Annotated in this window: 19 protein-coding genes; 10 read left to right on the forward strand and 9 right to left on the reverse strand. The window is 44.9% G+C overall.

Annotated features, from left to right (window positions below):
* Positions 1-269 precede the first annotated feature (269 nt).
* On the forward strand, positions 270-500 hold the full coding sequence (locus QUB66_RS18360; protein ID WP_265238294.1) for a hypothetical protein: 231 nt from the start codon (positions 270-272) through the stop codon (positions 498-500).
* A 48-nt stretch (positions 501-548) separates the two neighbouring features.
* Here the strand turns inward: QUB66_RS18360 and QUB66_RS18365 are convergent, their stop codons facing one another.
* A complete protein-coding gene (locus tag QUB66_RS18365; RefSeq protein ID WP_265238292.1) occupies positions 549-1,442 on the reverse strand; it encodes an EI24 domain-containing protein in 894 nt (297 codons plus the stop codon).
* Positions 1,443-1,749: 307 nt separating this feature from the next.
* Between QUB66_RS18365 and QUB66_RS18370 the strand changes: the two genes are divergently transcribed.
* Positions 1,750-2,499, forward strand: a complete 750-nt coding sequence (locus tag QUB66_RS18370; protein ID WP_332969065.1) for a 2-phosphosulfolactate phosphatase family protein — start codon at positions 1,750-1,752, stop codon at positions 2,497-2,499.
* 264 nt (positions 2,500-2,763) lie between these two features.
* Here the strand turns inward: QUB66_RS18370 and QUB66_RS18375 are convergent, their stop codons facing one another.
* Positions 2,764-4,179, reverse strand: coding sequence for a lipid-A-disaccharide synthase-related protein (locus QUB66_RS18375; protein WP_332969050.1), 1,416 nt, complete (start codon positions 4,177-4,179; stop codon positions 2,764-2,766).
* Positions 4,180-4,347: 168 nt separating this feature from the next.
* Between QUB66_RS18375 and QUB66_RS18380 the strand changes: the two genes are divergently transcribed.
* Positions 4,348-4,521, forward strand: a complete 174-nt coding sequence (locus QUB66_RS18380; protein WP_332969051.1) for a hypothetical protein — start codon at positions 4,348-4,350, stop codon at positions 4,519-4,521.
* A 126-nt stretch (positions 4,522-4,647) separates the two neighbouring features.
* Here the strand turns inward: QUB66_RS18380 and QUB66_RS18385 are convergent, their stop codons facing one another.
* From QUB66_RS18385 to QUB66_RS18400, 4 genes are all read right to left on the reverse strand, one after another.
* The gene (locus tag QUB66_RS18385) at positions 4,648-9,843 is read right to left on the reverse strand and encodes a PAS domain S-box protein (protein ID WP_332969052.1); all 5,196 of its coding nucleotides are present in this window, start codon (positions 9,841-9,843) and stop codon (positions 4,648-4,650) included.
* A 426-nt stretch (positions 9,844-10,269) separates the two neighbouring features.
* Positions 10,270-11,562, reverse strand: a complete 1,293-nt coding sequence (locus tag QUB66_RS18390) for an ATP-binding protein (protein WP_265238285.1) — start codon at positions 11,560-11,562, stop codon at positions 10,270-10,272.
* A gap of 419 nt (positions 11,563-11,981) precedes the next feature.
* Entirely contained in the window at positions 11,982-14,300 is a 2,319-nt protein-coding gene (locus QUB66_RS18395) for a tetratricopeptide repeat protein (RefSeq protein ID WP_332969053.1), read from the reverse strand.
* A 15-nt stretch (positions 14,301-14,315) separates the two neighbouring features.
* Entirely contained in the window at positions 14,316-14,450 is a 135-nt protein-coding gene (locus QUB66_RS18400; RefSeq protein ID WP_332969054.1) for a hypothetical protein, read from the reverse strand.
* A gap of 174 nt (positions 14,451-14,624) precedes the next feature.
* On the opposite strand from QUB66_RS18400, the gene QUB66_RS18405 reads away from it, so the two are divergent.
* Positions 14,625-18,152: a glycosyltransferase gene (locus QUB66_RS18405; RefSeq protein WP_332969055.1), complete on the forward strand. Its 3,528-nt coding sequence runs from the start codon at positions 14,625-14,627 to the stop codon at positions 18,150-18,152.
* A gap of 138 nt (positions 18,153-18,290) precedes the next feature.
* Positions 18,291-19,619 carry a GH39 family glycosyl hydrolase gene (locus tag QUB66_RS18410; RefSeq protein WP_332969056.1) on the forward strand — a complete coding sequence of 443 codons (1,329 nt, stop codon included), beginning with the start codon at positions 18,291-18,293 and terminating at the stop codon, positions 19,617-19,619.
* A 133-nt stretch (positions 19,620-19,752) separates the two neighbouring features.
* Here the strand turns inward: QUB66_RS18410 and QUB66_RS18415 are convergent, their stop codons facing one another.
* Both QUB66_RS18415 and QUB66_RS18420 read right to left on the reverse strand, forming a co-directional pair.
* On the reverse strand, positions 19,753-20,052 hold the full coding sequence (locus tag QUB66_RS18415) for a contact-dependent growth inhibition system immunity protein (protein ID WP_265238275.1): 300 nt from the start codon (positions 20,050-20,052) through the stop codon (positions 19,753-19,755).
* The gene (locus QUB66_RS18420) at positions 20,049-20,588 is read right to left on the reverse strand and encodes an RNase A-like domain-containing protein (RefSeq protein ID WP_332969058.1); all 540 of its coding nucleotides are present in this window, start codon (positions 20,586-20,588) and stop codon (positions 20,049-20,051) included. Before QUB66_RS18420 ends, QUB66_RS18415 begins: the two co-directional genes overlap by 4 nt.
* Before the next feature lie 248 nt (positions 20,589-20,836).
* Here QUB66_RS18420 and rfbF point away from each other — a divergent pair, with 248 nt between their 5' ends.
* The 5 genes from rfbF to QUB66_RS18445 all read left to right on the forward strand — a co-directional run bounded on the left by rfbF (position 20,837) and on the right by QUB66_RS18445 (position 25,757).
* Positions 20,837-21,613, forward strand: coding sequence for a glucose-1-phosphate cytidylyltransferase (gene rfbF, locus QUB66_RS18425; protein ID WP_265238272.1), 777 nt, complete (start codon positions 20,837-20,839; stop codon positions 21,611-21,613).
* A 153-nt stretch (positions 21,614-21,766) separates the two neighbouring features.
* Positions 21,767-22,828 (forward strand): acyl-CoA dehydrogenase family protein, encoded by a 1,062-nt coding sequence (locus QUB66_RS18430; RefSeq protein ID WP_332969060.1) that lies wholly within the window; start codon positions 21,767-21,769, stop codon positions 22,826-22,828.
* Between the two features lie 133 nt (positions 22,829-22,961).
* Positions 22,962-23,693 (forward strand): cyclase family protein, encoded by a 732-nt coding sequence (locus QUB66_RS18435; RefSeq protein WP_332969061.1) that lies wholly within the window; start codon positions 22,962-22,964, stop codon positions 23,691-23,693.
* Between the two features lie 149 nt (positions 23,694-23,842).
* Entirely contained in the window at positions 23,843-24,589 is a 747-nt protein-coding gene (locus QUB66_RS18440; protein WP_332969062.1) for a DUF1995 family protein, read from the forward strand.
* Positions 24,590-24,980: 391 nt separating this feature from the next.
* On the forward strand, positions 24,981-25,757 hold the full coding sequence (locus QUB66_RS18445; RefSeq protein ID WP_265238264.1) for a metallophosphoesterase family protein: 777 nt from the start codon (positions 24,981-24,983) through the stop codon (positions 25,755-25,757).
* A gap of 81 nt (positions 25,758-25,838) precedes the next feature.
* Here QUB66_RS18445 and QUB66_RS18450 read toward each other — a convergent pair whose 3' ends face one another.
* Positions 25,839-26,693, reverse strand: a complete 855-nt coding sequence (locus tag QUB66_RS18450) for a M48 family metallopeptidase (protein WP_332969063.1) — start codon at positions 26,691-26,693, stop codon at positions 25,839-25,841.
* Positions 26,694-26,785: the final 92 nt, after the last annotated feature.

Here is a 26,785-nt window from a genome sequence, read left to right on the forward strand (position 1 = left end):
ACTATACCAAGCGCCTGCGACTAATGGCAAGAGCGGACTCATGGTGGGAGATCGATCGCCCTTCCTGACAAAGTGTAGCAAAGTTTACTGATTTTTGACGTTGTGACTACCTCTTGAGATAGATGCGCAAATACCTCCAGGGCAAGTTGCAATATTGGGAAACATTTCTTAACATATAGAGAACAAAGGGAATCCGAGGAGACACCAAAAATCCTTAAGCCCTTGGGGTGCGCGGTTAATCAGATTCTTCGCAAACAAGGGCTAAATCAATGAATAATCAGCAAAACTCCGAAGTTTCAGCATTTTTGTCAATGCTCCAAAAAGGCATTTGGCTGTTTGGGATTCTCTCTTGGATATTCGGGCTGACAGATAGAAGCATTGCACTATTGTCTGACGGATATTTGTCGGCGATCGATATTGTCCAGCTATTTACAGCTTCATTCTTTTTCGTTAGTTGGTTGTTTTTAAGCCCGTTTCTGAGTTTTAAGTCCCAGAGTTAGCCGAAGGGAGAAAGCATTCGGCGGAAACTAGAAGCATCTCCCTAGTTTTTAAGTTGTAATGTTAGTTTCTGGGGCGCGGTTGGTTTCTTCTGGGGCAAAATGGGCGGGCCAAATGCGATCGCAAAAAAACAAAGTCCCCGCCGTCACGCACAGCGGAATCGCCAACAGATTCAACAGCGGAATACTCACCAAACCCAAACAAACTAAGCCAAAACTCCCGCTGGCCGGCAAACTCGCCCGAATTAGCTCAAACTTCTCCTGAAAAGGCAGCTTCCGCCGCTCCAAAGGTGCATTTAAAAAGTCCAAACCGACAATAATCGCGCCTAAAGCAACGCCGCCCAAAGTGCTAAGAATAGAGCCGAAGCCAGGGATAAAATTCAGCAGCAGCAGGGGTATGCCGATGCTCAACAAAATTTGTAGTTTTCGCAGTTCAAAGCCGATCGCCAATTGAATATCCCGAAAAATATTCGCCAAATTCATCGGTGCTTCTGCGGGCAATTGACCGTTCCGCAGCAGTTCCAATTGTTCGGAAAGTTGGCCATACCAGGGCGAACCTAAAATCACGCCGAACTGTACTAACAAAAACCCGATTATTACCAAAAGTCCTGACACTAGGAGTACGCGCAGCAGCCAGCCGAAAGCAACTGTTAACACGCCGAGAAAGCTCAGCCAAGCTGGCAAACTCGCAATTAAAGTATTAAATTGGACAGATAAATCGGCAACTAAAACGTCTATGCCTGCCAAACTGGGAAATAGCAAGCTTAAATAAAGACCGATACCAATTAGAAAATTTAGCACGACGGGAACTAATACATAAGTCCACAGCTTGGGAGTTTGCCAAATCAGCGTGAAAGCTCGCAAAGGATAGGTGAAACCTGCGAGGAATCCAATTGGTGTGCTAATGGCTGCGGGGGCGGGATTTGAATTGAGCTGTTTTGACATATGCAGAAGGAAGAAGGAAGAAGGAAGAAGTCAGTAGTCATTAGTCAGTAGTCAGTAGTCAGTAGTCAGTAGTCATCAGGAAGAAGGAAGAAGGAAGAAGGAAGAAGGAAGAAGGAAGAAGGAAGAAGGAAGAGGGAAGAAGGAAGAGGGATTTAGTTGTCTGACGCGATCGAATTCAGAAGCAATAAAATCAAGGATTTCAGGAATCAAGAACATCCTTACCGTCTTGGTGGTTGAGAGATTAGGCGTGAGAGTGTCATTTTCTATTATTATTGCGTATGAGGATTTATTGCAGGTAGCCCCAAAAGTGAAGCTTTTTATTTACCATACCCCGGAACTTACGCCAGCGGACAAAATGCCGGCTTGCGCGATCGCAGTTGATGTACTGCGGGCGACTACGACAATGGCAACGGCCCTGAATAATGGGGCGGAAGCTGTCCAAGTTTTCAGCGACTTAGATAAGCTGATGGCAGAGAGTGAAAAATGGCCTGCAGACAAGCGGATTCGGGCGGGAGAGCGCGGCGGAGGAACAGTTGACGGTTTTGACATGGGGAATTCTCCGCTGGACTGCCCGCGAGAAAAGGTGAGTGGGAAGCGAATTTTTATCAGCACAACTAACGGTACTCGGGCTTTGCAACGAGTGCAAGCTGCTGCAACTGTGTTGACGGCGGCTTTGATTAACCGCAAATCTGTGGTGCAGTTTCTGTTAAGTAAAAAGCCGGAAAGTATTTGGATTGTGGGTTCTGGTTGGGAAGGGAGTTATTCGTTGGAGGATACGGTGTGTGCTGGTGCGATCGCCCAAAGTCTCTTGGCAGAAAGTGGTATTCCGGCGATCGATTTTGCTGGTAACGATGAAGTATTTGGGGCGATCGCTCTTTATCTGCATTGGCAAGATCGGCTGCATGAATTGTTGGAAAAAGCCAGTCACGGCCAGCGCCTCCTCGGTTTGGGTGTGATTGAAGATTTAAAATATTGCGCGCAATTGGATACTTTAGATGTGCTCCCTATGCAGCGAGAACCGGGTGTTTTGGTGAAGTCGGATTTTAAAATTTCTTAGGCTGATTTCTGGGTTCCATATTCGGAAAAAACGGCGAATTAATTTTTTTGGCGAGTTTGTAGCAATGCGTACCGATTGAGTTTGTATGGTGCGCATTGCGCACCGGTTCATTACGAGAATTAGGAATGTGCGCATTGCGCACCCTACGAGAATTAGGAATGTGCGCATTGCGCACCCTACGAGAGTTAGTAGTTAGCGAGCAATATTTTTTTTAAAGAAAGTAGAATTAAAGATATTCGGTAGGGACACAACATTGTTGTGTCCTTAATGTATTTTAGGCCATTGAGAATTGTTGGATTCACCACCGAACCGTTGAATTAAACACTCGGCAATTCGGGCTGATGCGCCGCTTTCTCCCATGCGGCGCCAGCCATTTTCAGCGATTAGCTGCAACCTGTCGGGATCGCGGAATAAAGACTGCACTGCGCCGGCAACTTCGACGGGATGTTTGACTAAAATTAATGATGGGCCTAAGAGGCGACTTTGAGCTTCTGCAAAAGCGGAAGTAAATTGCGGGCCGTTTCCGGGAATGGCGATCGCAGGTTTTCCTAAACCTACAAATTGTTCTGTAGCGGTTCCGGCCATTGCGATTGCTAAATCGGCTTCGGACAAACAATCGTTAAAACTTTGCTGAGTTAAAATCATCGTGGCATTTCTCTGCACAAAAGTCAAGGGCAAGAGCAAATTAGGAGATTCTTGATGAATTTCTTGAGCGCTAGAAACAGGAGGTCGCAAAATACTTCCTTCTCGCCGCTGCGTTCTAGTTTCGCCCTCTTGGCGCCAGCCGAAAAATTCTAAACTAGGTCGCAAAGCTTCTAAGTTTAATTCTGGAGAAATGGCTCCGAAAAATAACAATTTGCGATCGGCAAACAGCGATAAAATTCCGGCTACAGCCTCTACTATTAGCAGCCAATTCGCATAGGCTTCCGGCGCTCTAGAACCGGGCAGTAAGGTGATGACGAGCGATCGCGACCTTTCCCGAAACTCTGCATCAGGGCCGTAAAAACTGGCAGGGTTTTCCGGTTCGAGTCCGTCCATCATCGGATTTCCGAGATTGTAGACGGGAATTCCCAGCTTTTCTAAAGTCTCGGCGGTGAGGGCGTCCCTGACAAAAACGGCTCTACAGAGCTTTCTCGTCATCAACCAGCGCTCCCAAGAGAAATAAACCGATCGCGGCGACGAAATCCAAGCAAAAAAACGGGATTTGCGAGCCAGAGGCCCGTTCTCGTCCCGCAAATAATAGTCGGACTTGGCTGTGCCGACAAAGGCATAGGGCGCGCCGCTGAGCCAAGCAAACAGCAGTGGTACAATATCCCCGCAGGCTAAGATAACGGCGTCTTGATTCCCAGACTGTGTTTGCGATCGCACCCAAGCCCGGATCGCTTTAAACTGAGCTAGGGTCAACTGAAGTAGGCCGCCTTTGACATCGCGCAAAAATTCCCTTCCGTCCATGTAAATAAAGCCACCCGAAGGCATCCGCTGCACCGGGCCGATGATGCGGGCGTTTTCTAGTTGAGCGAAAGCTTGCCCTTCGCCCACTAGCGGAAACACGGCTAATTCTGGCGGGTGCGGGTGCTGTTGCAGTTCCCGCAAGATGCGAAGGGCGATCGCATCTTCTCCGTGGCCGTTACTGAGGCAAAGTAATTTCAATCCCAACTCTCTCAAAAACTCTATTGTCAAAAAATAGCCTGAAAACCCTTTGACTTCAGTCTAGCATGAAAGGCAACTTTACAGTTTAGTTTACCAGAAATTTCAAGTTTGAAATAGTACAAAACACCTTCATTCAATTGACAGTTGACAGTTGACAGTTAACATCTACCTCTACCTGGAAGGAAAAAGATTGGAGTAATGAATCGTCGAATTTTAATTTCTCCCGATCAGAGTTCCGGCTTTAAACCAATTCTTTATGGTAACATCGAGCCACATCCGGCGCCGCTCAAAATCTCTGCTGTCGCCAAAGATATCTGGCATTTTACAACCGTTGCATTGTGGCTGACAGTTGGAGATTTATTTGGTTTTTAGATACAATTAACATTGTATAAGTCGGATTTAAACCGCCCGCTCTGCTCCCGGATCAATTCCCAATTCCCAATTCCCAATTCCCAATTCCCAATTCCCAATTCCCAATTCCCAATTCCCAATTCCCAATTACTTCCCCTCAATATACTGCTGTAAAATCTGCCGAATTTGTTTAAGCTGAAATCCCTTAGCAAGTTGGCGCAGCTTCGTGGCAAACGGCACTAATTTTTGCTCCAAACTTTCCAGCTTAGCGCTCTCCTCAAAAATTTCTTCAATGTCGCCCATAGCTGCGAGTTTCAAAAGTTTTGCTACCGACTCAGAAGCAGCAGGTAACAGAGAAGCATAAGCAGGAAAATTAGATACTGGTGGCAAACTGGGAGTTGTCCGCTTTTTGCTTGCCGAAGATTCCTCGTAAATCCATTCTAGTTTCAAATGCACTCGCAACTGTTCCAAAAACTGATTGACTTCGATCGGCTTCGGAAGAAAATCATCGCACCCTGCAAGGATGCTCTCTTGTTGCGTAGCCTCGAAAACGCTAGCTGACAGAGCGATTAACACCACATTTTTAAATTCCGGCAACTTCCGCAGTCTCCTGGCAGTTTCTAAGCCATCCATTACAGGCATCCGCAAGTCCATTAAAATCACATCTGGTTGAAACATAACTGCTTTCCAGAGGCATTCTTCACCATTTTTAGCCTCGGCAATTTCAAATCCCAAACGTTGTAGCATCCTGCATAACAAATCACGATTTAGTTGATCGTCCTCCACGATTAGCACTTTCCGCTTTTTGCCAACAAAACCGATAAGCCAGCGTTTTCTCCGCAAAGGAGAAACTTTTAAGTCCAGTTTGGCTGCGGGCAATTCTAAATCAAGCCAGAAAGTGCTGCCTTTGCCAAAAGTGCTATTGACGCAAATTTGGCTGCCCATTAGTTTCGCTAATTTCTGGCTAATCGAGAGTCCGAGACCCGTACCTTCAATAAATGTATTGCCTGCTGCTTGGTGGAAAGGCAAAAATATTTCTTCTAACTTATTTTCATCTATTCCCGTCCCAGTATCCTCGACTTGAAAACGGATTTTTAAAGCGTGTTTCGCTGCGTTCGCATTGTGAAAGAATCGCAGATAGTTTTCTTTCAGTTCCGAACTCAAAAGCGACAATTGATATTTTTCTCCTTGGCTTAGACTCCAGGCCTCTGTGCCGACATACCCGACTTTGAAAGTTACTCCGCCGCTGTTAGTAAATTTAACAGCATTACTGAGTAAATTTATCAGAACTTGGCGCAATCTTTTTGGATCGACATGGACGCAGCTAGGCAAGGGAGATACTTGTTCGTAATTGAAACGAATTCCTTTTTGAGCAGCCCGCATCTGAAACAGATCGGCAATATTTTTTGTGAAATTTAGAAAATTTAACTCTTCTGGGTAGAGTTCCATTTTTCTAGCTTCGATTTTGGAAAGGTCTAAAATATCGTCGATTAACATCAGCAAGTGTTCGCCGCACTGTTGAATGTTGGTGAGACTTTCTTGCTGATCTGAGCTTAAGTCTTTGTCGGTTTTGAGGATTTGAGCGTAGCCTAAAACGCCGTTTAAAGGCGTGCGCAGTTCGTGGCTCATGTTGGCGAGAAATTCACTTTTGGCACGGTTGGCGGTTTCTGCTGCTAATACGGCTTGTTGGAGGGCGGATTCTGCTTGTTTGCGATCGGCAATTTCGGTTTGTGCTTGTTCAAATAGCGTCGATTGCTGGATCGCGATCGCCAATTGCACGCACAATTGCCGGAGGGATTCTATTTCTGAGGAATCCCAGGGACGGGGGCCTCTGCAATCCTGGGCGATCAGCAGTCCCCAGAGCTGATTTTCTGCGGTCGGTTGGGTCTGGGAAATAGTTTCTCGTGCTTTTAAAATCGGCACTATTAAGTTAGCTTTTACTTCAAATCCTTCCAGCATTTTAATGTGGCATTCAGTCAAATTTTCCAGATAAATATCTTCCATAGCTCGAATATAGCCTTGCTGGTAAATCTCAACAAATCTCTCTTTAAAACAGTAGTCAAGATTGTCAAAGTCTCGCAGCGAAATTCTATTTTGTGCTACGGATTCCACAACTACAATGCCGCTCCAGTCGGGATTGAAGCGGTAAATGACTGTGCGGTCTGTTTGCAAAAATTGCCGCACTTGTTCGACAGCAGCGGTGAGGACTTCTTCTAAATTGAGGGAGGAGCGAATGCGATCGAGCATGGCAACTACCAGCCGTTCTCGCCTTAGTTGGTGTAGCAGCGCCATCTCGGCTTGTTTGCGATCGGTGATGTCGGTAATTACTCCCACTAACCCGATTAAATTGCCAGTTTCATCTTTAATACAGTCGGCGCGAAATAAAGTTGTTACCAGTTCGTTGCTTTTAGTTTGGATTTTGAGTTCGCCTTGCCAAGATTTGCCTTTACGGATCGTTTTAAACATTTCTACCAGCACTGGAGTTTGGGGGTAAATTGCCGTTGCTCCGCCTGCTGTGTTTAGTTCTTCTGCTGTGTAGCCGTACCGCTGAATAAACGCCTGATTGTGGTAGATCGATCGCCCTGTCAAGTCAGCAATGCCGATCGCATCACTCGTACTTTCCACCGCTTGAGTCACCCGCAGTAGGTCTAATTCGGCTTTTTTGCGATCGCTAATATCAGTAATACTGCCAATATAGCCTTTAACTTCCTGCTGGTCTCCGATTTCGGCGATCGCCTGACCGATCGCCCAAATTACACGACCATCTGGACGCTGAAAGCGGTATTCTGATTTAAAAGGAATTTTTTCAATAATTGCCCGATACCATTCATGTTTTACCCGCTCCGCATCATCGGGATGAATGCCATACATCCAGCCAGTTTCTGCTGCTAATTCTGCATTTAATCCCGTGATTTCGCTCCACCGCTGATTCACATAAAAGCAATTGCCAAACGCATCGCTGTGAAATATACAAACTGGCGATACTTCTGCCAAAGTTTGATAGCGGCGCTGACTCAATTGCAGTGCTGATTCTGCTTGTTTTCTTTGAGTGATATCGCGAACGATCGAAATCATCTCGCCGCCTGCAAGCATAGTTAGCGATAATTCTTGAGGGAACTGACTACCGTCGCGGCGCTGGCCAGTTCCTTCTATACTGCAATAACCTTTTTCCTGGACAAGTGGCATTACTTCTCGTTCAAGATATTGAATTTCTGCGGGGCTATAGAGCATTTGCCATTTTTTTCCTTGCAGTTCGCTATGGTCAGCCCAGCCGTACATTCTGAGATAAGCATCATTTGAATAAATACATTCTTTACGCTCGTTAAAAATGGCGATTCCGTCATGGGCAGAGGCCATTGCTACTGCTTGCCGCTGAAGTTTCGACTCAGCTTGTTTGCGAGAAGTAATATCGCGGCCAACCGCATAAATTAAACCTTCTTCGCTAAAGGGCGAGGCCGTCCACAGCAACCATTTGTAAGAACCATTTTTGCAGAGACAGCGGTTTTCAAAGTAAATACTGGGCGCACCAGTTATTAGTTTTTCCGCTTCGACTAGAGTGGCTTCTCGATCATCTGGATGAATACATTCGATTGCTGGCTTGGCGAGCAGTTCGGCACTACTGTAGCCCAGGGCCGTTGACCAAGCAGGATTTAAACGTTTAAAATTGCCGTCGAAACCGACAATGCAAAGCAAGTCTAAAGAAATGGTGAAAAAGCGATCGCGCTCTGTTTGGGCCTGCTTTAATTCAGTGATATCCATTACTAAACCGTCCCAGAGAATATCGCTTTCGCTCCCAGAGTTTGTCTCATTATTGAGCCTTTCCGGTCTTGCCGCTCCTTGTAGCCACTTAACTTTTCCCGATCGCATAATATGTCGCCACTGCTGCTGCCAAGGTTCCAGAGTAGCTGCTGAAATTGCGATCGATGCTTCCAAATCTAAGCGATCGTCTGCGTGAATTGTGCTGAAAATTAGTTCCGCATTTTGCTCTATTGCTTCTGCCTCTAATTCGTACAGTTGGCGACTGCCTGAAGAGACGTAAGGAAAAGACTTTTTTCCAGTTGCTGATATTCGGAATTGATAAATTGCCCCCGGTAAATTAGCTACCATTTTTTGAAATCTAGCTTCGCTTTGTTCCAGGGCTTTCTGCTGGCGCCTGTATTCGGTAAAATCTCTAATTGTGCCAACTATTACTTTACTGCCGTCTGCTATTTTAAAGACGCTTTTTTTGGTAGAGATGATACGTTCTTTCCCTGCGGCGTCTGTGAATTTTTCTTCGATTTCCAAACAGATACCCGTTGTCAAGACTTCTTCATCTTTTGCCCAAAAAACATCAGCTTCAGATTTTGGAAAAAAGTCATAATCTGATTTGCCGATCAGTTCTTGCCGCGATTTGCCGAGCAACTGACAAAAAGCATCATTTAATATCATCCAGCGATGCTGCTCGTCTTTGACAAAAATTGGGTCGGGCGTAGCATTTATGGTGTGGTTTAAAAATTCTTCTGACGCTTTCAGTTTGGCTTCGTAGCGGTAGCGATCGCTCACATCTAACACTACTTCAATTATTCGGTCAATCGACCCATCTTGGCGGCGGATACAGCGCAGCGAAACTCGCGTGTAAACTATTTCGCCGTCTTTTCTAAGCCACCTTTTATCTAAGATGTAGGCATCGAGCGTACCTGCTAACATCTGAGACAATTTTTCAAAATTGGCATCAAAATCCTCTGGATGAGTCAACTCCAGCCAATTCTTTTGTACGAGTTCGTCGCGCTCGTAGCCAAGCAAATTGCACAACGCATCGTTAGTTTCTATCCACTTGCAATTTTCAGGAATTGGGGGTTCAATAGTTGGCGTAATTATGGCAATTCCGATCAGGGAATTTTCCACCACCGAGCGATATTTTTCTTCGCTTTTTCGCAAAGCATCTTGGCTGTTCTGGCGTTCTATGGCGTAACGGAGCGATCGAATTAACAGTTCGCCATCGATTTTTCTTTTGACTAAATAGTCCTGTACGCCCACCGAAATCAACCGCAGGGCAAGCTCTTCGTCGTTTTGGGCGGTCAAAACTACGATCGGCACATTTACCCCGTACTCTTGTACGCGAGCCACCGTCTCGATGCCCAGACTATCTGGCAGTGAAAGGTCTAATAAAATTATGTCAAAAGTTTCTTGATTCAATCGCTGCTGCGCTTCACTGAGGCGCTCTACTTTCGTCAGCAATATACGCTGCCGCCCGCCAATTCCTGACAGCAAATCTTCAATAAGCTCAGCTTCTTGAGGGTTATCTTCTACTAACAAAACTTTCAAGCAGGTAGGAGGCACAGCTAACTTAAAAACTGCTTTCATAATATTCATTTATCAAAAATTGTGTCAAGCTAACTTGGATTTTATCTTTGATTGCCGGGGCAGTTATTGAATTGTACCTACACATAGATCGGCGGTCAGATTGCGGTGTGAGCGAGCGCTACAAAAATTGTGTTTAATAGTTAAAATCATATCACGAACTGACTCGACTGTCAACGCAAAATATTTTTCATTCTAACTGGCAATTTAACTTCTACCTCCCAGGTTTTGCCTGAAAATATAAGATTTAATTCAGATCCCCCTGCCTTCTAGCTTCTACATATAGCAACCGCCACATCGGTGAGGATATAAATAACTTCATGAATAGAGCTGATACCGTCAAGCATCAATGGTTTGATTCCCGTTATGCAACTGTCAACTGTCAACTGTCAACTGTCAACTGCTATAAGTGCCTACATGATGTCTCGATTAAGCGAGAGTAAAGTGAAAAGTTGAACCTTGACCCGGTTCCGACTCCACCCAAATAGATCCGCCGTGACGTTCCACAATCTTTTGACAAATTGCTAAACCAATACCTGTCCCAGAGTATTCTCTTTGAGTGTGCAAGCGCTGAAAAATTTGAAAGATGCGTTCTTGATGCTGCGGAGCAATCCCAATTCCATTATCCGAGACAGAAAATAACCAGTTTTCCTCCTGTTTACCAGCGGTAATATGAACCTGCGGCGGTGCATCTTGGCGATATTTAATCGCATTGCCGAGTAAATTTTGAAAAAGCTGTACGAGTTGAGAAGAATCCCCCATTACCGCTGGCAATTCGCTGTAAGTAACAACTGCTTGAGTGTCGCGGATCGCCCCTTGCAGGTTGGCAATTGCTTGCTCGATTGCCTGATTGCAATCTGTCATTTGAAAAGGTTTCCGACTCCGGCCAACTCGCGAATATTCGAGCAAATCGTCAATTAAAGTTTGCATTCTCGTGCAGCCATGAACGATATTGCCGATAAACTTACTACCTTGGCTGTCGAGTTGGTCTTTATAGCGTTTTTCCAAAAGTTGAGCGTAGCTGGCGATGGTTGCTAAAGGCGCTTGCAAGTCGTGAGAAGCCACATAAGCAAATTGCTCTAGTTCCGCATTTGAACGCGCCAATTCTTGGTTAGATTTTAAGAGAGCCGATTCGGCGTACTGGCGCTGCGATATCTCTTGTTGGAGGAGCAAATTTTGCTCTTGCAAAGCTTTTTCAACGGCGAGGCGGTTGCTGATTTCTTGTTGTAGGATTTGGTTTTTTTCGTGAAGGTTTTTTTCAACGGCTAAGCGGCTGGTGATTTCTTCTTGAAGCAGCACATTTTGTTCTTTTAGCTGCTTTTGTAAATTCCGCAGGGTAAGGTGACTTTCGATGCGTGCGAGCACTTCTTCAAACTGAAATGGCTTGCTGATGTAGTCAACTGCTCCCACAGCAAAGGCGTTTACTTTGTCGAATAATTCATCTTTAGCACTGATAAAAATTACCGGAATTTCGCGAGTTTTTGCTTCAGATTTCAGGTGCTGGCAGACTTCATAACCGTTCATTTCTGGCATCATTATGTCGAGCAAAATCAAATCCGGCGGATTAGAATTGCAGGCTCTGAGAGCCATTTGTCCGTTGATAACGCAGCGGGGTGCGTACCCCCGATGAGTCAACATCGTAGACAACAGGCGCAGGTTTTCTGGCGTATCGTCTACTATTAAAATGTTTCCTAATGTCGTCTCTGATTGCTGATTGTTCATTGATTGTTTTCCAAAATATAAAGGAAGTTCGGCAACGGATTGTGTAACGGATGTAACGGATGTAACGGATGCAATAAGGCTTAGTTATCCTCCACTGATAAGTCGGAAACAATCAAGATTTTCGGTAATTAAGCAATTCCTAACCGTCTGATACGGTTGCTATCTTTTATTTTTGAATTACACAAAAGAGGTGGTTCATAGTAAAAATATTGGGGAGATAGAACTATAAATATGCTCAAAAACAGGGTTTATAACCATTGGTTTGTCCACAATCTTTGTTATTGTTCGTTTACTTGAAAGAATTGGTTTAAAGCCTCCACCCTTGTAGGGAGAAATTAAAATCAGACTATTCATTACTCCAATCCTCGGAGTTCTTTTGTCAACTGTCAACTGTCAACCGTCAACTGAATGAACAATCCTTAAACCCCCAGCAGTAGAGTCAGAGCGTTATTGTACCAAGTCAATCCTTTATCTAAAACCTTAAATCCAGCTACTTTGCACATAGATTCTAAAGCAGAAGCTGTAGGCAGCCACCACCACGGCCCAAAGTCGTTGATATCAAAAACGGCTTTTTCAATTACTCCGAGAATTGGTGTGCCGTAGGTATACTGCTGCCAGTAAGCTGCTAAGATAGCTCGTTCTGCTTCGCCTAAAGCGGGAATGAAGATTACTCCAGAAGCTGGAATTTCGTAGCGTCCTCGTTCGTTTTCTATAAGTTCTTGGGTAATTGCTGAAGTTAAGATTAAATACTGCCCTGTTATTTGACGCAAGCCGGTTAAAATTTGCAAAGGATGGGGGTGATGGTAGAAAACTCCTGCACAATGAACTACATCGTAAGGCTCGCCAATTTCTGCAAGCTGAATGTGAGTTATATCTTGACTGATACAATTATAATTAGCAATATTTAAACTTGCCATGCGATCGCGAAAATCATCCCAAATCTTTATGGATGCGGGCGCGGCATCAATCATTGTCAGAGAAACTGCACCGTATTTGCTAGCTACAGATACTTTTTCGTTGACGGTGCCCCACAATCCGCCGACTTCTGCAAAAGTCTGATTTTTGACGACTCGGGCAATGTAGCGATCGCGAATATCGTCATTCTCCAACTCTGATAATATAGTGCGATCGCCCGCCGAGTCCTTTTTCTCCAAAATTTCCGCTAATTTCCCGGATATTGCGGCATCTTGCGGCCGAATTTCTAACGCCATCAAGTACAAGACTGTAGCTTCATCTAGGCGATCGCTCTCGGCAAACTTTTGGGCGATTTCGCAGTAAAATTCAGGAGCGTGCAGTGGTGGCAATTCGTGGTGATAGTAACTGGTTGCGGCGTCTAAATCTGCCGGAACTCTTTTGATGAGAGCATCGCCTAACTTGGTGTAAATCTTCGGGAGATCTGGCTCGATTTGTAGCGCACAAAGGTAAGCAGAAACAGCCTCATTCCAGTTGTGGATCTCAGTCAAAGCATCGCCTAAATTGTAATAAGACCAAGAAAAATTGGGGTTGAGTTCAATAGCACGCTGATAAGCGGTAGCTGCTGCTTTCCACTGCTGGGTTTTTAACAGCGGTTCTCCTAAATTGTGGTAAGTCCAAGAAAAATCTGGATTGAGTTCGATCGCCCGCTGGTAGGCAAAGATTGCTGCCAACCAATCCTGGAGTTTAGCTAAAGTTAATGCTAAGTTATAATGAGACCAAAAAAAATCGGAATTAAGGGCGATCGCCTGCTGGTAGGCTGCGGCAGCTTCCGACCATTTTTCTAATTGAAAAAGCGCATCTCCCAACTTGTGACAAGAACCCGAAAAATTTGGGTCTAAGTCAACAGCGCGCTGGTATGCTGCGGCGGACTCCGACCATTTTTCTAATTTGCTCCAAGCTTCGCCGATACTATAGTAAGACCAAGAAAAATCTGGGTTAATTTCCACAGCCGTGCGGTAGATAATGACAGCTTCTTGCCATTGCTCTAACTTCATTAGAACTTCGCCTAAATTGTTGTAAGACCAAAAAGAATTTGGATTCAATTCAATACTTTCGCGGTAGGCAGCATCGGCTTCGTTCCATAGTCCCTTGGCTTGCAAAACATTGCCTAATTTGTAATAAAAATCGGAAATATCCGGTTGAAGCTTAATAGCTTTGCGGTAGTTAACAATAGCTTCGTCCCACTGTTTCAGCGCGCTAGCAGCTTCTGCCAATTTGCAGTAAGCCTCACAACAACTAGAGTTTAAATAAATAGTGCGGTGGTAACAAACTAGGGCTTTTTCTGGCTTGTTTTGTGCCAACAAAGTATTGCCCAAATCTAGATATTCTTCCGGTATTTCGATCGGTTCCACGCTGAGTGCTTGATACCAACAGTCGGCTGCTTGCTCAGCTTGACCGACTTCGGTAAATATTCGGCTCAAATTGCGGTAAAATCCTGCAAAGTCTGGTTGCAGGGCGATCGCTTTTTGGTAACAGTCGATCGCCTCTTGCCACTGTTGCAAACTAGCGCAGACTGTGCCGAGGTTAGCAAAAGCTTCGGCAAAATCGGGTTTTTGGGCGATCGCAACTTTATACCAATACCGCGCGTCTTCTAGCTTACCCTGAGCTTGCAGCGCCTTTCCTAGGGTTTTGCAAGTCTCGGCGGAATCGGGGTGGGATGCGAGAATTTGGTGGCAAAGTGCGATCGCCCGATCCAACTGCCCTAAAGCTAAATATATTTCTGCCTGTTGTTGAGAATCTAGTGCTACTATTTCTGAATTCACTTTTTGCGTTCCTGTTTAGTAATAATTCCATGTATGATTGTAGAGCAAAACTTGTCTAAGTTTTAACTCATGCACAGACATCTGCTTAGCTGTAAATACCGTATCGCCTGCATGACCATTTGTGCGATCGAACTTTAAGTTAATTTGCATAAAAGTTAAGGAAAAACCAATTTCGATTAAACTAAGATAGCAACAGGTTAAGTAAATCCACGCATAAAACGCAAAATACGACTCGCGCTCAAGCTTGCTGTATATGTCTTCTTCCCTCTTCCTTCTTCCTTCTTCCTTCTTCCTTCTTCCTTCTACTTAACAGCGAGGTAAATAATGTCAGCAGCGACTCAGACACCGCAAGTCAGCGTAATTATACCAGCATACAATGGCGATCGCTACATCGTGCAAGCCGTAGAAAGCGGCCTAAGCCAAACCTTTACAGATTGGGAAATTATTGTTGTAGACGACGGTTCGACAGATGAGACACATCAGGTATTGCAGCCTTATTTTGACAGAATTCGCTACATTTATCAGGAAAATCAAGGAGTAGCAGCCGCCCGCAACCGAGGAATTCAGGAAGCAAAAGGCGAATTCATAGCATTTTTAGATCAAGATGACTTCTTTTTGCCAGATAAATTAGCAGCACAAATAGCGCTGTTTCGCCAGCAACCATCATTAGGAATTGTCAACAGCGGCTGGCGTTTAGTTAACAAACAAGGCGAGAGAATTTCAGATATCAAACCTTGGGAGTATTTCCCCAAATTAGACTTAGAAACTTGGATAGTAGAAATGCCCGTACTTCCCAGCGCCATGATGTTTTCGCGCCAGTGGCTAGAAATTGCAAGCGGGTTTAATTCAGAATTTGATTCAGTAGACGATTCAGATTTAGTCCTACGTTTAGCAGTGTTGGGTTGTGCAGCAGCTTGGCTGCCTCAAGTGACAGTATCCTACCGCCAGCACGACCAAAATGTATCAATAAAAAAAGCCCTCAAACAAGCAAATCTTTTTATTACCTTAAAACAGCAATTTTTCGCTCGTCCTGATTTGCCGCAGCACATCCGCGATTTAGAAAATCCGGCTTTCTACGAAGCATTGACTTGGATGGCGTGGCAATTGTACTATAGTGGCTATCCAGTAGAAGCAGTTGAATTTTACCAAAAATCTTTTAGCTACAGTCCTTATTCTCCCGCAGAAACTGTAATAAATTGGATCAAACGTCTGGATTCTATCTCTAAAGCTTACGGGCTTACTCTCGATTCCCAATCTTTAAGAAACTTACCACAATGGCAACAGTTAATGACTAGCATACTTCCAAAAAAAACAACGCGGGTCAGCGTCATTATCCCGACCTACAACAGCGAGCGCTACATTGTTAGAGCGGTCGAAAGCGTTTTAGATCAAACTTACAAAAACTGGGAAATTATTGTCATAGACGATGGTTCTACAGACAACACTCGCCAAGTTTTAGACCCTTACGGCGATTTGATTCAGTATGTCTATCAGGAAAATCAAGGAGCTGCAATAGCTCGAAATCGCGCTTGCGAACTGGCTAAAGGCGAATTTTTAGCTTTTCTAGATGCCGACGACTTTTTTCTGCCGGAAAAACTCGCCAAACAAATTGCTTGTTTTGAAGCTAACCCCTCTTTAGGGATGGTACAAAACGGCTGGTTAATGGTCGATGAAACCGGAAAAGATATCTACCCAGCCATGCCTTGGGAAGATTCGCCAAACTTAAATTTAGAAACCTTTGTCTTGTACAAAAGTGTGCGTCCCAGCGCGATAATGCTGCGACGCGAGTGGTGGGAACGTCTGGGCGGTTTTGACCCTCGCTTTCCGCCAACAGAAGATTTAGATTTTGCTTTGCGTTTGACTTTAAAAGGCTGCAAATGTGTTTGGTTGAAAGAGATATTAACCTGCTATCGCCAGCATGATCAAAATCTGATGTCCGGTGGGCAAAAAGTTATGAAAAGTATGGAAATTGTGATGGATAACTTCTTCGCCAGACCAGACTTGCCCGATCGCATACGCCAATTAAAAAATGCAGAACGTTACAAGTGTTTAGTGTGGATAGCGTGGCGAATGTATCGCGACGGATATTTGGCAGAGATGGTCGAGTGCTTGAGAAAATCTCTGTACTATACTCCTTATAGTGGATCTGAAACTGTTTTTAAATGGTTGGAAACTTTTAGAGTTTCTTCGCAAGAATACAGCAACAATTTTGATGCCTATGCCTTAACCAATTTACAAGAATGGCAAGACATAGTAGCGGAGGCTGTCAACAATATCTATCAATTTAAATCAGCGCCTAGTTCAATTGGCCGCAAACTTGCACCGCACGTACTGCTGTACGCAGAAGACCACGGAATCGGTGGTTTGGCGCAGTTCAACCACTCGCTGCTTTGCAAATTAGCAGCGGACGGCTACCGAGTTACTAGCGTGCAAACTAAAGCTTCTAATCCTTTAATTACCGAACAGCAGCAGCTAGGTATCGAGCATATTTGGCTGGAGTTCGATACAATGAGGGAGTTTTTGCGAATTGCCTACAATTGTACGGATGCTGAAAGAATTTATGCGGAAGCTCAACCGGATTTAATTATATTTAGCGATGGCTGGCCGATGGCAAATTTTGCGGCGAAACAAGTTGCGATCAAGCAAAACATACCTTATGTAATTACTCTCGGTTATATCGATCGCACTTATCAACATTTCAACCGCGGCGATCAAGTTCCCTATTTCGATGCAGTGGCCTATCAGTACAATTTAGCCAAAGCCGCAATCGCTGTTTCCCACGAAAATTTAAACTTGTTCAAGAGTTTGTTCAAAATGCCTCTGGAACAGGGAAAAGTCATTTATTACGGCAGGCCGAACAATTACTTTGAACCGCCCAATCTCTCAACTCGCCAACGCCTGCGCCAAGAACAAGGCATCCCCGAAGAGGCTGTGGTTTGTTTCACGGCGGCCAGACTGACTCCAATTAAAGGATATCAGTATCAATTGCAGGCGATCGCCAAACTGAAAAATCTACCAATTTGGCCCCAGCTATATTTCGTTTGGGCCGGCCCAGGTTCCACCACTCACGATAATATGGAGCCGGAATTGAGAGCAACCGTCAGCCAATTAGGAGTCACCGAACAAGTTAAATTTATCGGTCAGCGGTGGGATATTGCCGATTGGTTAGATGCCAGCGACATCTTTATTTTATCATCCAAAGCAGAGGGAATGCCGCTAGCAGTGATGGAAGCAATGGCGAAAGGATTGCCCGTAATTGCTACAGCAGTCAGCGGCATTCCTGAAGAGTTGGGAGATACCGGAAAGTTAATCGCCGATCCGACAATTGATTCGCAACAGACAGCACAAGAGTTAGCTGCAACGGTAGAACTCTGGGCCCAAAATCCTGAATTGCGGAGACTAGCAGGACAAGCTTGTAAACTGCGGGCAGAAGAGCTTTTTAAGGAAGAACGGATGGTTTTGGAATACGCAGAAGTTGTCGCCCAAGTCTTGTCTGCTAGCGGCAATCAAGATGAATTTGCGTTAGCGAACCCCTCGAAGAGGATCGCCCCCAAAGTCCAAAAGCAGATCGAAAAAGTTGACAGTATGCTCTATTACTATTATCTAGTATGGCAGGCATGGCAAGCTTGGGATCGCGGAGATCAGTCTGGGATGCTTGACAAGTTGCAGTCAGCTTGGAAATGCACGCCATTGTTGACAAGCGAAACTATCTTGAGTTGGATCACAAATTTTGTTGCCTTATCTTCAGAAAAGGGTGGTCAACTTGATACTTGTTCGTTAATTAATTCCGAAGCTTGGCAAGAATTAATGGAATTAGTACAGGGTTTTGAAGTTGCTTTGTCTGTTCGTTAGAACTTTTTGAGTTTGATTCCTAAAAATTTGAGGTACGTTGTTTCGCTTGGGCGTTCTTTCATATAGAAAAAAGCGCCCAAGCGCAACTACATACCTTTATTGCATTGAAGTCTTTTTCTATTCGCCACCACATACAATATGCAATTCACCTTCAAGTTCAAACCTATTAATAAACTGCTGCCAATTTGCTTAGCTGTGGTAACTGTCCTGTTAATCGCGTATTTTGGACAGCCAAATGCGATCGCCCAAATGCGATCGAACGTCACAGTCGATTTTGGACAACCAGCCACCGGCATCACGTCCATGAGCGGCATCCTGCACGGAATCGACCCCAGCAACCCCCCGGACAGCTTGGTCAAGCCCTTGCAGCCGAAGCTGTGGCGCGCCGGAAGACTCGATATTTACGATCGCGTAATCGCCAGCGGAGCCGAATTTCAACTATTAGTCAGTGACTTGTGGGGCTATGGTAGCAATCCCAAAGGCTGGCCCTATCAAAATTATCCCGCGTGGGAAGCCTTCATCCGACAGTTAGCCCAGCAAAATAAGGGCAAAAAAATTATTTGGGATATCTGGAACGAACCGGACTTAGTAAATCCGTTTTGGAAGGGAAGCAGAGAACAATTCTTTGAAACTTACAAAAGAGCTTACAAAATCTTGCGGGAAGAATTGGGGCCGTCAGCCATGATTGGCGGGCCGAGCATCAGCACTTACAACAAAGAATATCTCGCGGCTTTTTTGGATTACTGTAAAGCCAATAAACTAGAAGTGAATTTTCTAGCTTGGCACGAACTAAACGATACCATAATTTTATTTGTGGACGACCACCTATTCGATGCCAAGCGCAATTTTCAACAAAGTCCTTCTTACAAGGAACTGAAGTTGCAAAAGATTTATGTCAACGAAATTGTTGGAGAATTAGCGCAGTATCAACCGGGGGAAATTTTAGGTTATTTGTCTAATTTGGAGTATGCAAAAGCTGATGGTGCTTGCAGAGCTTGTTGGGATACAACAGTCGGTAAAAAAGTTAGCAATTGCTTCAATAATACGCTGAGTGGGATGGTTACGCCTAATACTTTTGAGCCGAGGGCTGCTTGGTGGACTTACAAAGCTTATGCTGATGGAGTTAATTCGCGGGTGCTAAGTAAGTCAGATCATGATCGCCTTGTAGCTTTAGCCAGTAAGTCAAATTCTGAAGGTAAAGCACAGGTGCTTTTGGGTTATTTCGATCGCAATTATTCGTCAGCAACAACCGTTACGTTGAATCTGATGAATTTGCAGCAGCTAGGTATTCAAAAGGGTCAAAAAGTTAGTCTCAAATTAGAGAAGATTCCCAACAATCTAGAAGGGGCTGTGAAAAAGCTGGTCACGGTTAAAGAAGTAAGTGTTTCGGTTGATAGAAACAGCTTGACTTATGTTATTCCTAACTTCAATGTTCATGAAGGTTACTTGTTGACTATCAAGCCTTAGATCCCCCCTAACCCCCTTAAAAAAGGGGGGAAAAGAGCCTTTCTTCTCAAAGTCCCCCTTCTTAAGGGGGATTTAGGGGGATCTGGCTTCGGCGAAAAGTGAATTTTTTCCAGTACCTAAAAACCTATAGAGTTTAGCTGAGATTATTCAAATATTTTTGCACAGATTCCAACCATTCTCTGGCTGTTTGATTCTCTGAGTTTGGGTCATAATAACAGCCTAATTCATCGAGCATGAATGTTTCTAAATCTGGTTCTGAAATCGGCATTTCTAGCAATTTGCTAAGTTCTTCTGATGTAGCTTCAATACTTTCGGGCGGTTCGCTGCTTAGGTAGTTTTTTACTACATCGCTGGGAGTTTCAGCTTCTAGTGGCCAGTCTTGGTGAAAGTAGGAACTGAAAAATTGGGTTAAATTAGGAAATTGATCGATCATTGGGGATAAGCTGTGAGAATAAAGTATCCGGGAGGTAATTTGGCGCTGCGCTGGAGGACAATTCTCAGGCGAGATGTTGAAGTTGCTTTGGATGCGCGGAGGCGTAAAGTAATACCAATTATTCTGTTGCCGTTATAGTCGATCGTATAACGATTACCTCGACTTTTCATCCAGGAGTCGATCGCACTTTGATTTCTGTTCATTGCTTCCGCAATGGCCGCTTCCGCGACGGAACGGTCAGTAAAGGAAGATGCGGCAGAAATTTTCGTTTCGCTTGCGAGTCGCTGTCCTAGTTGTGCTTCTGTTTTGCCAACGTGTCGCTCTAAAGTATGTCCTCCTGCGGCTTCGTGAACATCCAATCCGCCGCCCGGTATGCTAGGCACAAAAGCTACCGTGGTTTGTGGTATGGTGGAGATTTCCGACTCAATAACCGTGGCGTAAACACCAGGTATTGCCGATTGGAATACGATAATTATTGAGACGATCGCGCATATCATACCTAAAAACTGTTTTAGGCGATCGAGTTGAGTTTTCATTGCGGTTTCTGATCTTCAGTATAGTAGTCTACTGTTTTTTATCTATTTCCTACTTTAGCATTAGTGAGTTATGAATTGCGCGCAGCATTTAAGTAGGCGGTGCGCATTGCGCACCCTACGATAATTGAGAATAGTTCGTGATGTTTGTGGTTGACAAAGCTTCACCATGAAAAAATGTTAATAATTCTTTGAAAAAATCAGTGAGGATTGATGATAGATTAATTGATTATCTTTAAAAATTTGAAAAAATGCAAGTAGTCATCCTGGCTGGTGGTCTTGGTACTCGTCTCAGAGAAGAAACAGAATTTCGCCCCAAACCTCTAGTTGATGTCGGCGGGCGCCCGATTATTTGGCACATCATGAAAATCTATGCCCACTACGGCTTTCAAAACTTTATTGTGTGCTTGGGCTATCGCGGGAACATGATTAAGGAATATTTCCTGAATTATGAAGCCATGAACAATGACTTTACGATATGTCTGGGACGCAAAAATAGCATCACTTATCAGCAGGAACATCGCGAACAAGATTTTCATGTAACGCTGGCTGACACTGGCGCAGAAAGCTTGACGGGAGGGCGGGTAAAACGGATCGAAAAATATATCGATGACGAGAATTTCATGGTGACATATGGTGATGGAGTTGCTGATGTCAATATTGAGAAATTGATGGAGTTTCACAAGTCTCATGGTAAGCTGGCAACTGTGACTACATTTCGCCCGATTTCGCGTTTTGGAATTTTGGATGTTGATAGTGAAGGTCAAGTACGAGAATTTGCTGAAAAACCTCAAATAGACGGATGGATTAGTGTTGGATATATTATATTTAACCGCCGGGTATTTGAGTATTTGGGTGGGGATGATTGTGTTTTAGAACAGGAGCCGATGCAGCGTTTGGCGGCAGAGGGACAGTTGATGGCTTACCGTCATGATGGCTTCTTTTTTGCGATGGATACTTATCGGGAATATAAGTATTTAAATGAGCTTTGGGATGAAGGGAAGGCTCCTTGGAAAGTTTGGGAATAAGTTGGTTTTGGGATGGGCAAGATGCCCGTCCCACAATCATTATAACTCAATAATTATAATCAAAAATAAAAATAAGTTGGTTGTGAGGCGGGCAAAATGCCGTCCCAGAATGATTATAAGCCAATAATTGTCATCAAAAATAAGTTATAAAAAATGGATTTTCAAGATATTCTCAACTGCACAGAAACTTACCTGCAAGAGTGCATATCACCCCACGCAGAAGTTATCGATAACGACTCGGAAGCACTGAAAAAAGCACTTTCTGGATTGGAAAATCGATCGCTCTTAGCGCTGCGAGTTCCCCAAAAATGGGGCGGCGCGGACATTCCACCGGAGCTTTTTTACCAATATCAGGAATTGACGGCTCGATATTCCGGCGCTTTGTCTTTCCTGCAAACTCAGCACCACAGCGCAACTGCGATGATTGCCAGCAGCGGCAATGAAATGCTAAAAAGTAGATACTTGGGCCCGATCGCCCAAAAAGAGTTACGCTTGGGTGTTGGGTTTTCGCATTTAAGGCGATCGGGCAAACCGGCAGTCACTGCAACTCCCGCATCAAATGGCTATTTACTATCGGGGAATGTTCCTTGGATTACAGGTTTTGGCTTATTTCAAAAATTTATTGTGGCTGCGGTACTTCCAGACAATCGCGCGGTTTTTGGTGTGCTACCTTTTGCCAATATCGATCGTGAATATGGTAAAATAGCTGTCAGCGAAATCATGCAGTTAATCGCCATGAACTCGACTAATACTGTGACAGCAACTCTCGATAATTGGTTGCTGCATGAATCGGAAATAATTGCGGTTAAACCTGTTGGGTGGATTGCGGAAAACGACAGCAAAAATATCCTGAATTTTGTTCCGGCTACTTTTGGCTGTATTCGAGCGGGATTGGATGTAATTTCAGCGGCGGCGACTTCTAAAGATTCACCTGTAATAGCGGCGGCTTGCCAAAAATTAGAGCAGAAGCTCGATCGGCTAAAACAGCATTTCCTACAATCTCAACATAGCTCAAAAGCAGAACAATTAGCCCTCCGAGCGGAAGCCATTGATTTAGCGGTGCGGTGCGGGCACGCTGCGGTGGTGGTTTCTAGCGGTGCGGCTAACGGTACGCTGCATCCGGCTGGGAGAGTTTATCGTGAGGCTTTGGTGTATACTGTTTCCGGGCAAACCAAGGATGTGATGGTCGCGGAGCTCGATCGCATTGTAGGGTGATTCAGCTAAGATGATTTTGATTTGAATCGGGAACGGGCTCTCCGGCTCATTCCACAAGCCAAGAAAATTGTGGGATTGGTATCTTGCCCGTCCTACCAAGATGTATATTAAAATAACGTCAGTTTTTGTGCCGATGACAAACAACTTTAATTCAAACAATTTAAAAACGATCGCCTACCGTGACATTATAGACTTAAGCCATGCAATTCATCCAAATATTCCGATCTGGCCTGGAGATCCAGCGACAGAATTTGAAACTGTATCTGAAATAGACAAAAACGGCTATTTCCTGCGAAAATTCTCAATGGGAGAACACAGCGGCACTCACATCAACGCACCCAATACCTTCGATTCAGCAGGCGCGAGTGTTGATAGTTATGCGCCACAGTCGCTAGTTTTGTCGGGAATTGCGATCGACATTCGCGAGCAAAGTCTTGCCAATCCAGACTACACTTTAACGATAGATGATGTATTGAGTTGGGAACAGCAGCACAAACTTATAGAACCGGAAAATCTAGTTTTATTGTATACTGGATGGCAAGCAAAATGGGATGACGAGCCAGCATTTTTCAATCCTGACGAGCGGGGAATTTGCCACTTTCCCGGATTTGGTCAAGCTGCAACTCAATTTTTGCTAGAAGAGCGCTTAATTGCCGGAATTGGTATTGACACTCACGGAGTCGATCCCGGACAAGATGAAAGTTTTGCAGTTAACAAACTGGTATTGCAAAAACAGCGAATTGTGCTGGAAAATCTGGCAAATCTTGACTTGTTACCTGCGGCTGACTTCACTTTGGCGATCGGAAGATTACGCCTTTTGGGAGGTTCCGGTTCGCCTGTGTCGGTGTTAGCTTTTGTCGCTTAAACTGTTGCATATTTGAATTGCATATTCTGGGTGCTGCTCAAAGCCACCCACAAGATTTTGATTATTTGTTAATATTAAGATTTCCACGCTCAGCGTTCTTAATGCGGTAAAATTGGATTAAGAAAAGTCGAGTACAAATAATAAGATTAATGACAGAACTGCCCAATGATCTCAATGATGCGATCGCCCAATCGCGCATAGCAACCGCCGCCGCCCTCTCGGATGGCCAAAATCTCCTGCAAGTCGAATTAGTCTTTCCCGAAATCGCCCTGCAAGCACAGTCTATCACGGAACAATTCTTACCAGAATTTGAGGAGAGTCATTCCGGGGTGAAAGTCTTTTTTCCCGATGCTGGTGCCGCAGCCCTCGCCCGCCGCGATTGGGGAGAAGTACCTTTTAAAATAAGTGATTTGGGCAGCAGCCGCACTCCTGTTGAAGATAACATCGCACCGGAAGATGAAATGTTTTTGTTGGTGAATCCAGCCGCGGTAGAGGTGTCGCAAGTCGAAAAACTTTACATAGCTGCGGCGGGCCGCCCTGTGATCTTGCTCAACCCGCGCCTCGAAGATGTTGCTACTATAGGTATAGGCTATGCAGGCCGTCAGTTGCGCGATCGATTCCTGAGCAAAATCGAATCTTGCTACTACATTAGACCCCTAGACACAGCGGCTTTATTCCGCTGTTACCCGCAACCCTGGCAAGTCTGGCTGGAAATCAACGACGAATACGAATTAATTTCGGAAACAGCCCAAAAGCCCGTGGGAGACGATTTAGAAAGGATTTTAGCGAAAGGGATGGGAGTCGCCGATCCCAATTCCACCGCACCTGCAAAACCGCTAAAAAAGAAAGGTTTGTTAGCAGAAATGCAGACTTTCCTCAAAGCTTTGACTCAATAGGTGGGTACAAATAAAGCTCTGATGGGGAGGGCGGGTTTTGCCTTGATCAACTGGCTTGTATAGGAGTGATTCTTAGCTAAACCCACCGCTACAAGATACTATTGTTTTTTCGCAATCACTTAATTAACAGTATTGTAGGGTGCGTCAGCCATTAGCTGACGCACCCTACAGCTTTGACTCAGTAACAGGAGTTGCAAAAACGCAATTAAGAGCTTTCGAGTGTTGGGATCCGTAACTACGCAAACGGAATTGGAAGAACTTTACTAAATCTTTATAAAAGCAGTATAATGGGTGACACCCCTCCTCAGCCAAAGATCGGAGGAAATAGCAGCTAAATCAGATGCTATAAGCTAGTAATTAAGGTTTCGAGTCAGAAAAGCGGATAAACACAGTGGAGCACCGGCGCATTGTTATTGGGGACGTACACGGGCATTACGATGGCTTAATGCTTTTGCTAGAGGCACTCGCCCCGAGCTCGGAGGATCGCGTATATTTTTTGGGAGATTTAATCGATCGCGGGCCGAAAAGCGCTCAGGTATTAGATTTTGTGGAGCAAAGCCCCTACCAAACTTTGCTGGGAAACCACGAACAACTGATGTTAGATGCTTTGTCGGGGCCGTCAGTGGATCTGCGGGCGTGGCAATCTTGGCTATACAGCGGTGGCGATGCGACTGTCGCCAGCTACAAGGATACAGGGATGATGCCGTACAAACACTTAGAATGGTTGCGATCGCTCCCAACGCATTTAGACTTAGGCGATATCTGGCTGGTGCACGCGGGTGTGCATCCGACTATGCCAATTCACAAACAGTCGAGCGAACAATTGTGCTGGATTCGCAAAGAATTTCACACCATACCGAAACCGTATTTCCCAGATAAATTAATTATTACCGGTCACACGATCACTTTTACCTTTGAGGGTGTGAGGCCTGGTGAATTAGTCAGGGGCCAAGGGTGGCTGGATATTGACACGGGCGCTTATCATCCCAAAAGTGGCTGGCTGACTGGATTTGACCTGAATTACCGCAGAGTTTACCAGGTAAATGTGTTTAACAATCAAGTCCGAATTTTGCCGTTTGATGAAGTTGTTAGACAATTGAAGCCGCAGATTCCACTTCCGAAAGCTCAGTCGAAAGCTCAGTTGATTTCTGTTGTTCAAGAGGCTTAAATTAAGTTGTAGGTTGAGTTGCGTTGAAGTCCGATCGCAATTCAACACAACTCACCCACCGCTAACACACCCTACCAAAAACTACGAAGCTCGCAACAACCGACGTATTTCCAGCTTATAATCCGCATTATTCAAACCCTCACCGCTAGCCAGATTCGGATCAATAGCCTGGGAGATTGCAGCAATCCGATCGCTAGTAGCCGGGTGAGTGCTCAAAATGCTCGGCGGAGAAGGTTGGTTGAGCAACTTTTTCATAAAATCAACCATCCCAGATTGAGCGTAGCCCGATCGCCCCATAGTTTGCAAACCCAACTGATCCGCCTCATACTCAGCTTGGCGGCTGTGAGGGCGACGCAAAGCCAACTCCACCCCAATCTGCACCGCCTTAGAACCATCCAGCCCAGCCGCGGAAGCGACACCAGATGCGATCGCCATTTGACGCATTTGTTTAATCGAGTGGCGAGCACTAATATGCCCGATTTCGTGGGCGATCACACTTGCTAATTCCGCCTCATTATCCGCCGCCGCCATCAAACCCTTATTTACATAAACAAAACCGCCCATCGTCGCAAAAGCATTAATATTGTTGTCGTCAATCACCTGAAAAGTATAAGGAATATTCGGGCGTGTGCTTTGCTCTGCCAGCCGTTGACCGATGCGGTTGATATATGCTGTAGTAGCCCGATCGCGATCGAGCTTAAACTCGCTGTTCGTCAACTGCTGATTGATTTGTCGGCCAACAGTCAACTCCTGGCGATCGGACATATTCGACAATTGAATAACTTGAATCCCCCGAAAAATCAGTTCCGGCAAAGAAAATGCTTGAGTCGGTTGTGGGGAAATCACGCAGATACCCGCAGCCACAATCACCGACAGAAACAGATAAATCCCCCGGCCACAAGTACGCCGGCAAGTCAACCACAAACTTTTTAACATGATTGATAAGTGCTAAAAGAAGGAAGAAGGAAGAAGGAAGAAGGAAGAAGGAAGAAGGAAGAAGGAAGAAGGAAGAAGGAAGAAGGAAGAAG

Origin of the sequence: Microcoleus sp. A2-C3 (assembly GCF_036706065.1) — a bacterium.
Taxonomy (GTDB): Bacteria; Cyanobacteriota; Cyanobacteriia; order Cyanobacteriales; family Microcoleaceae; genus Microcoleus.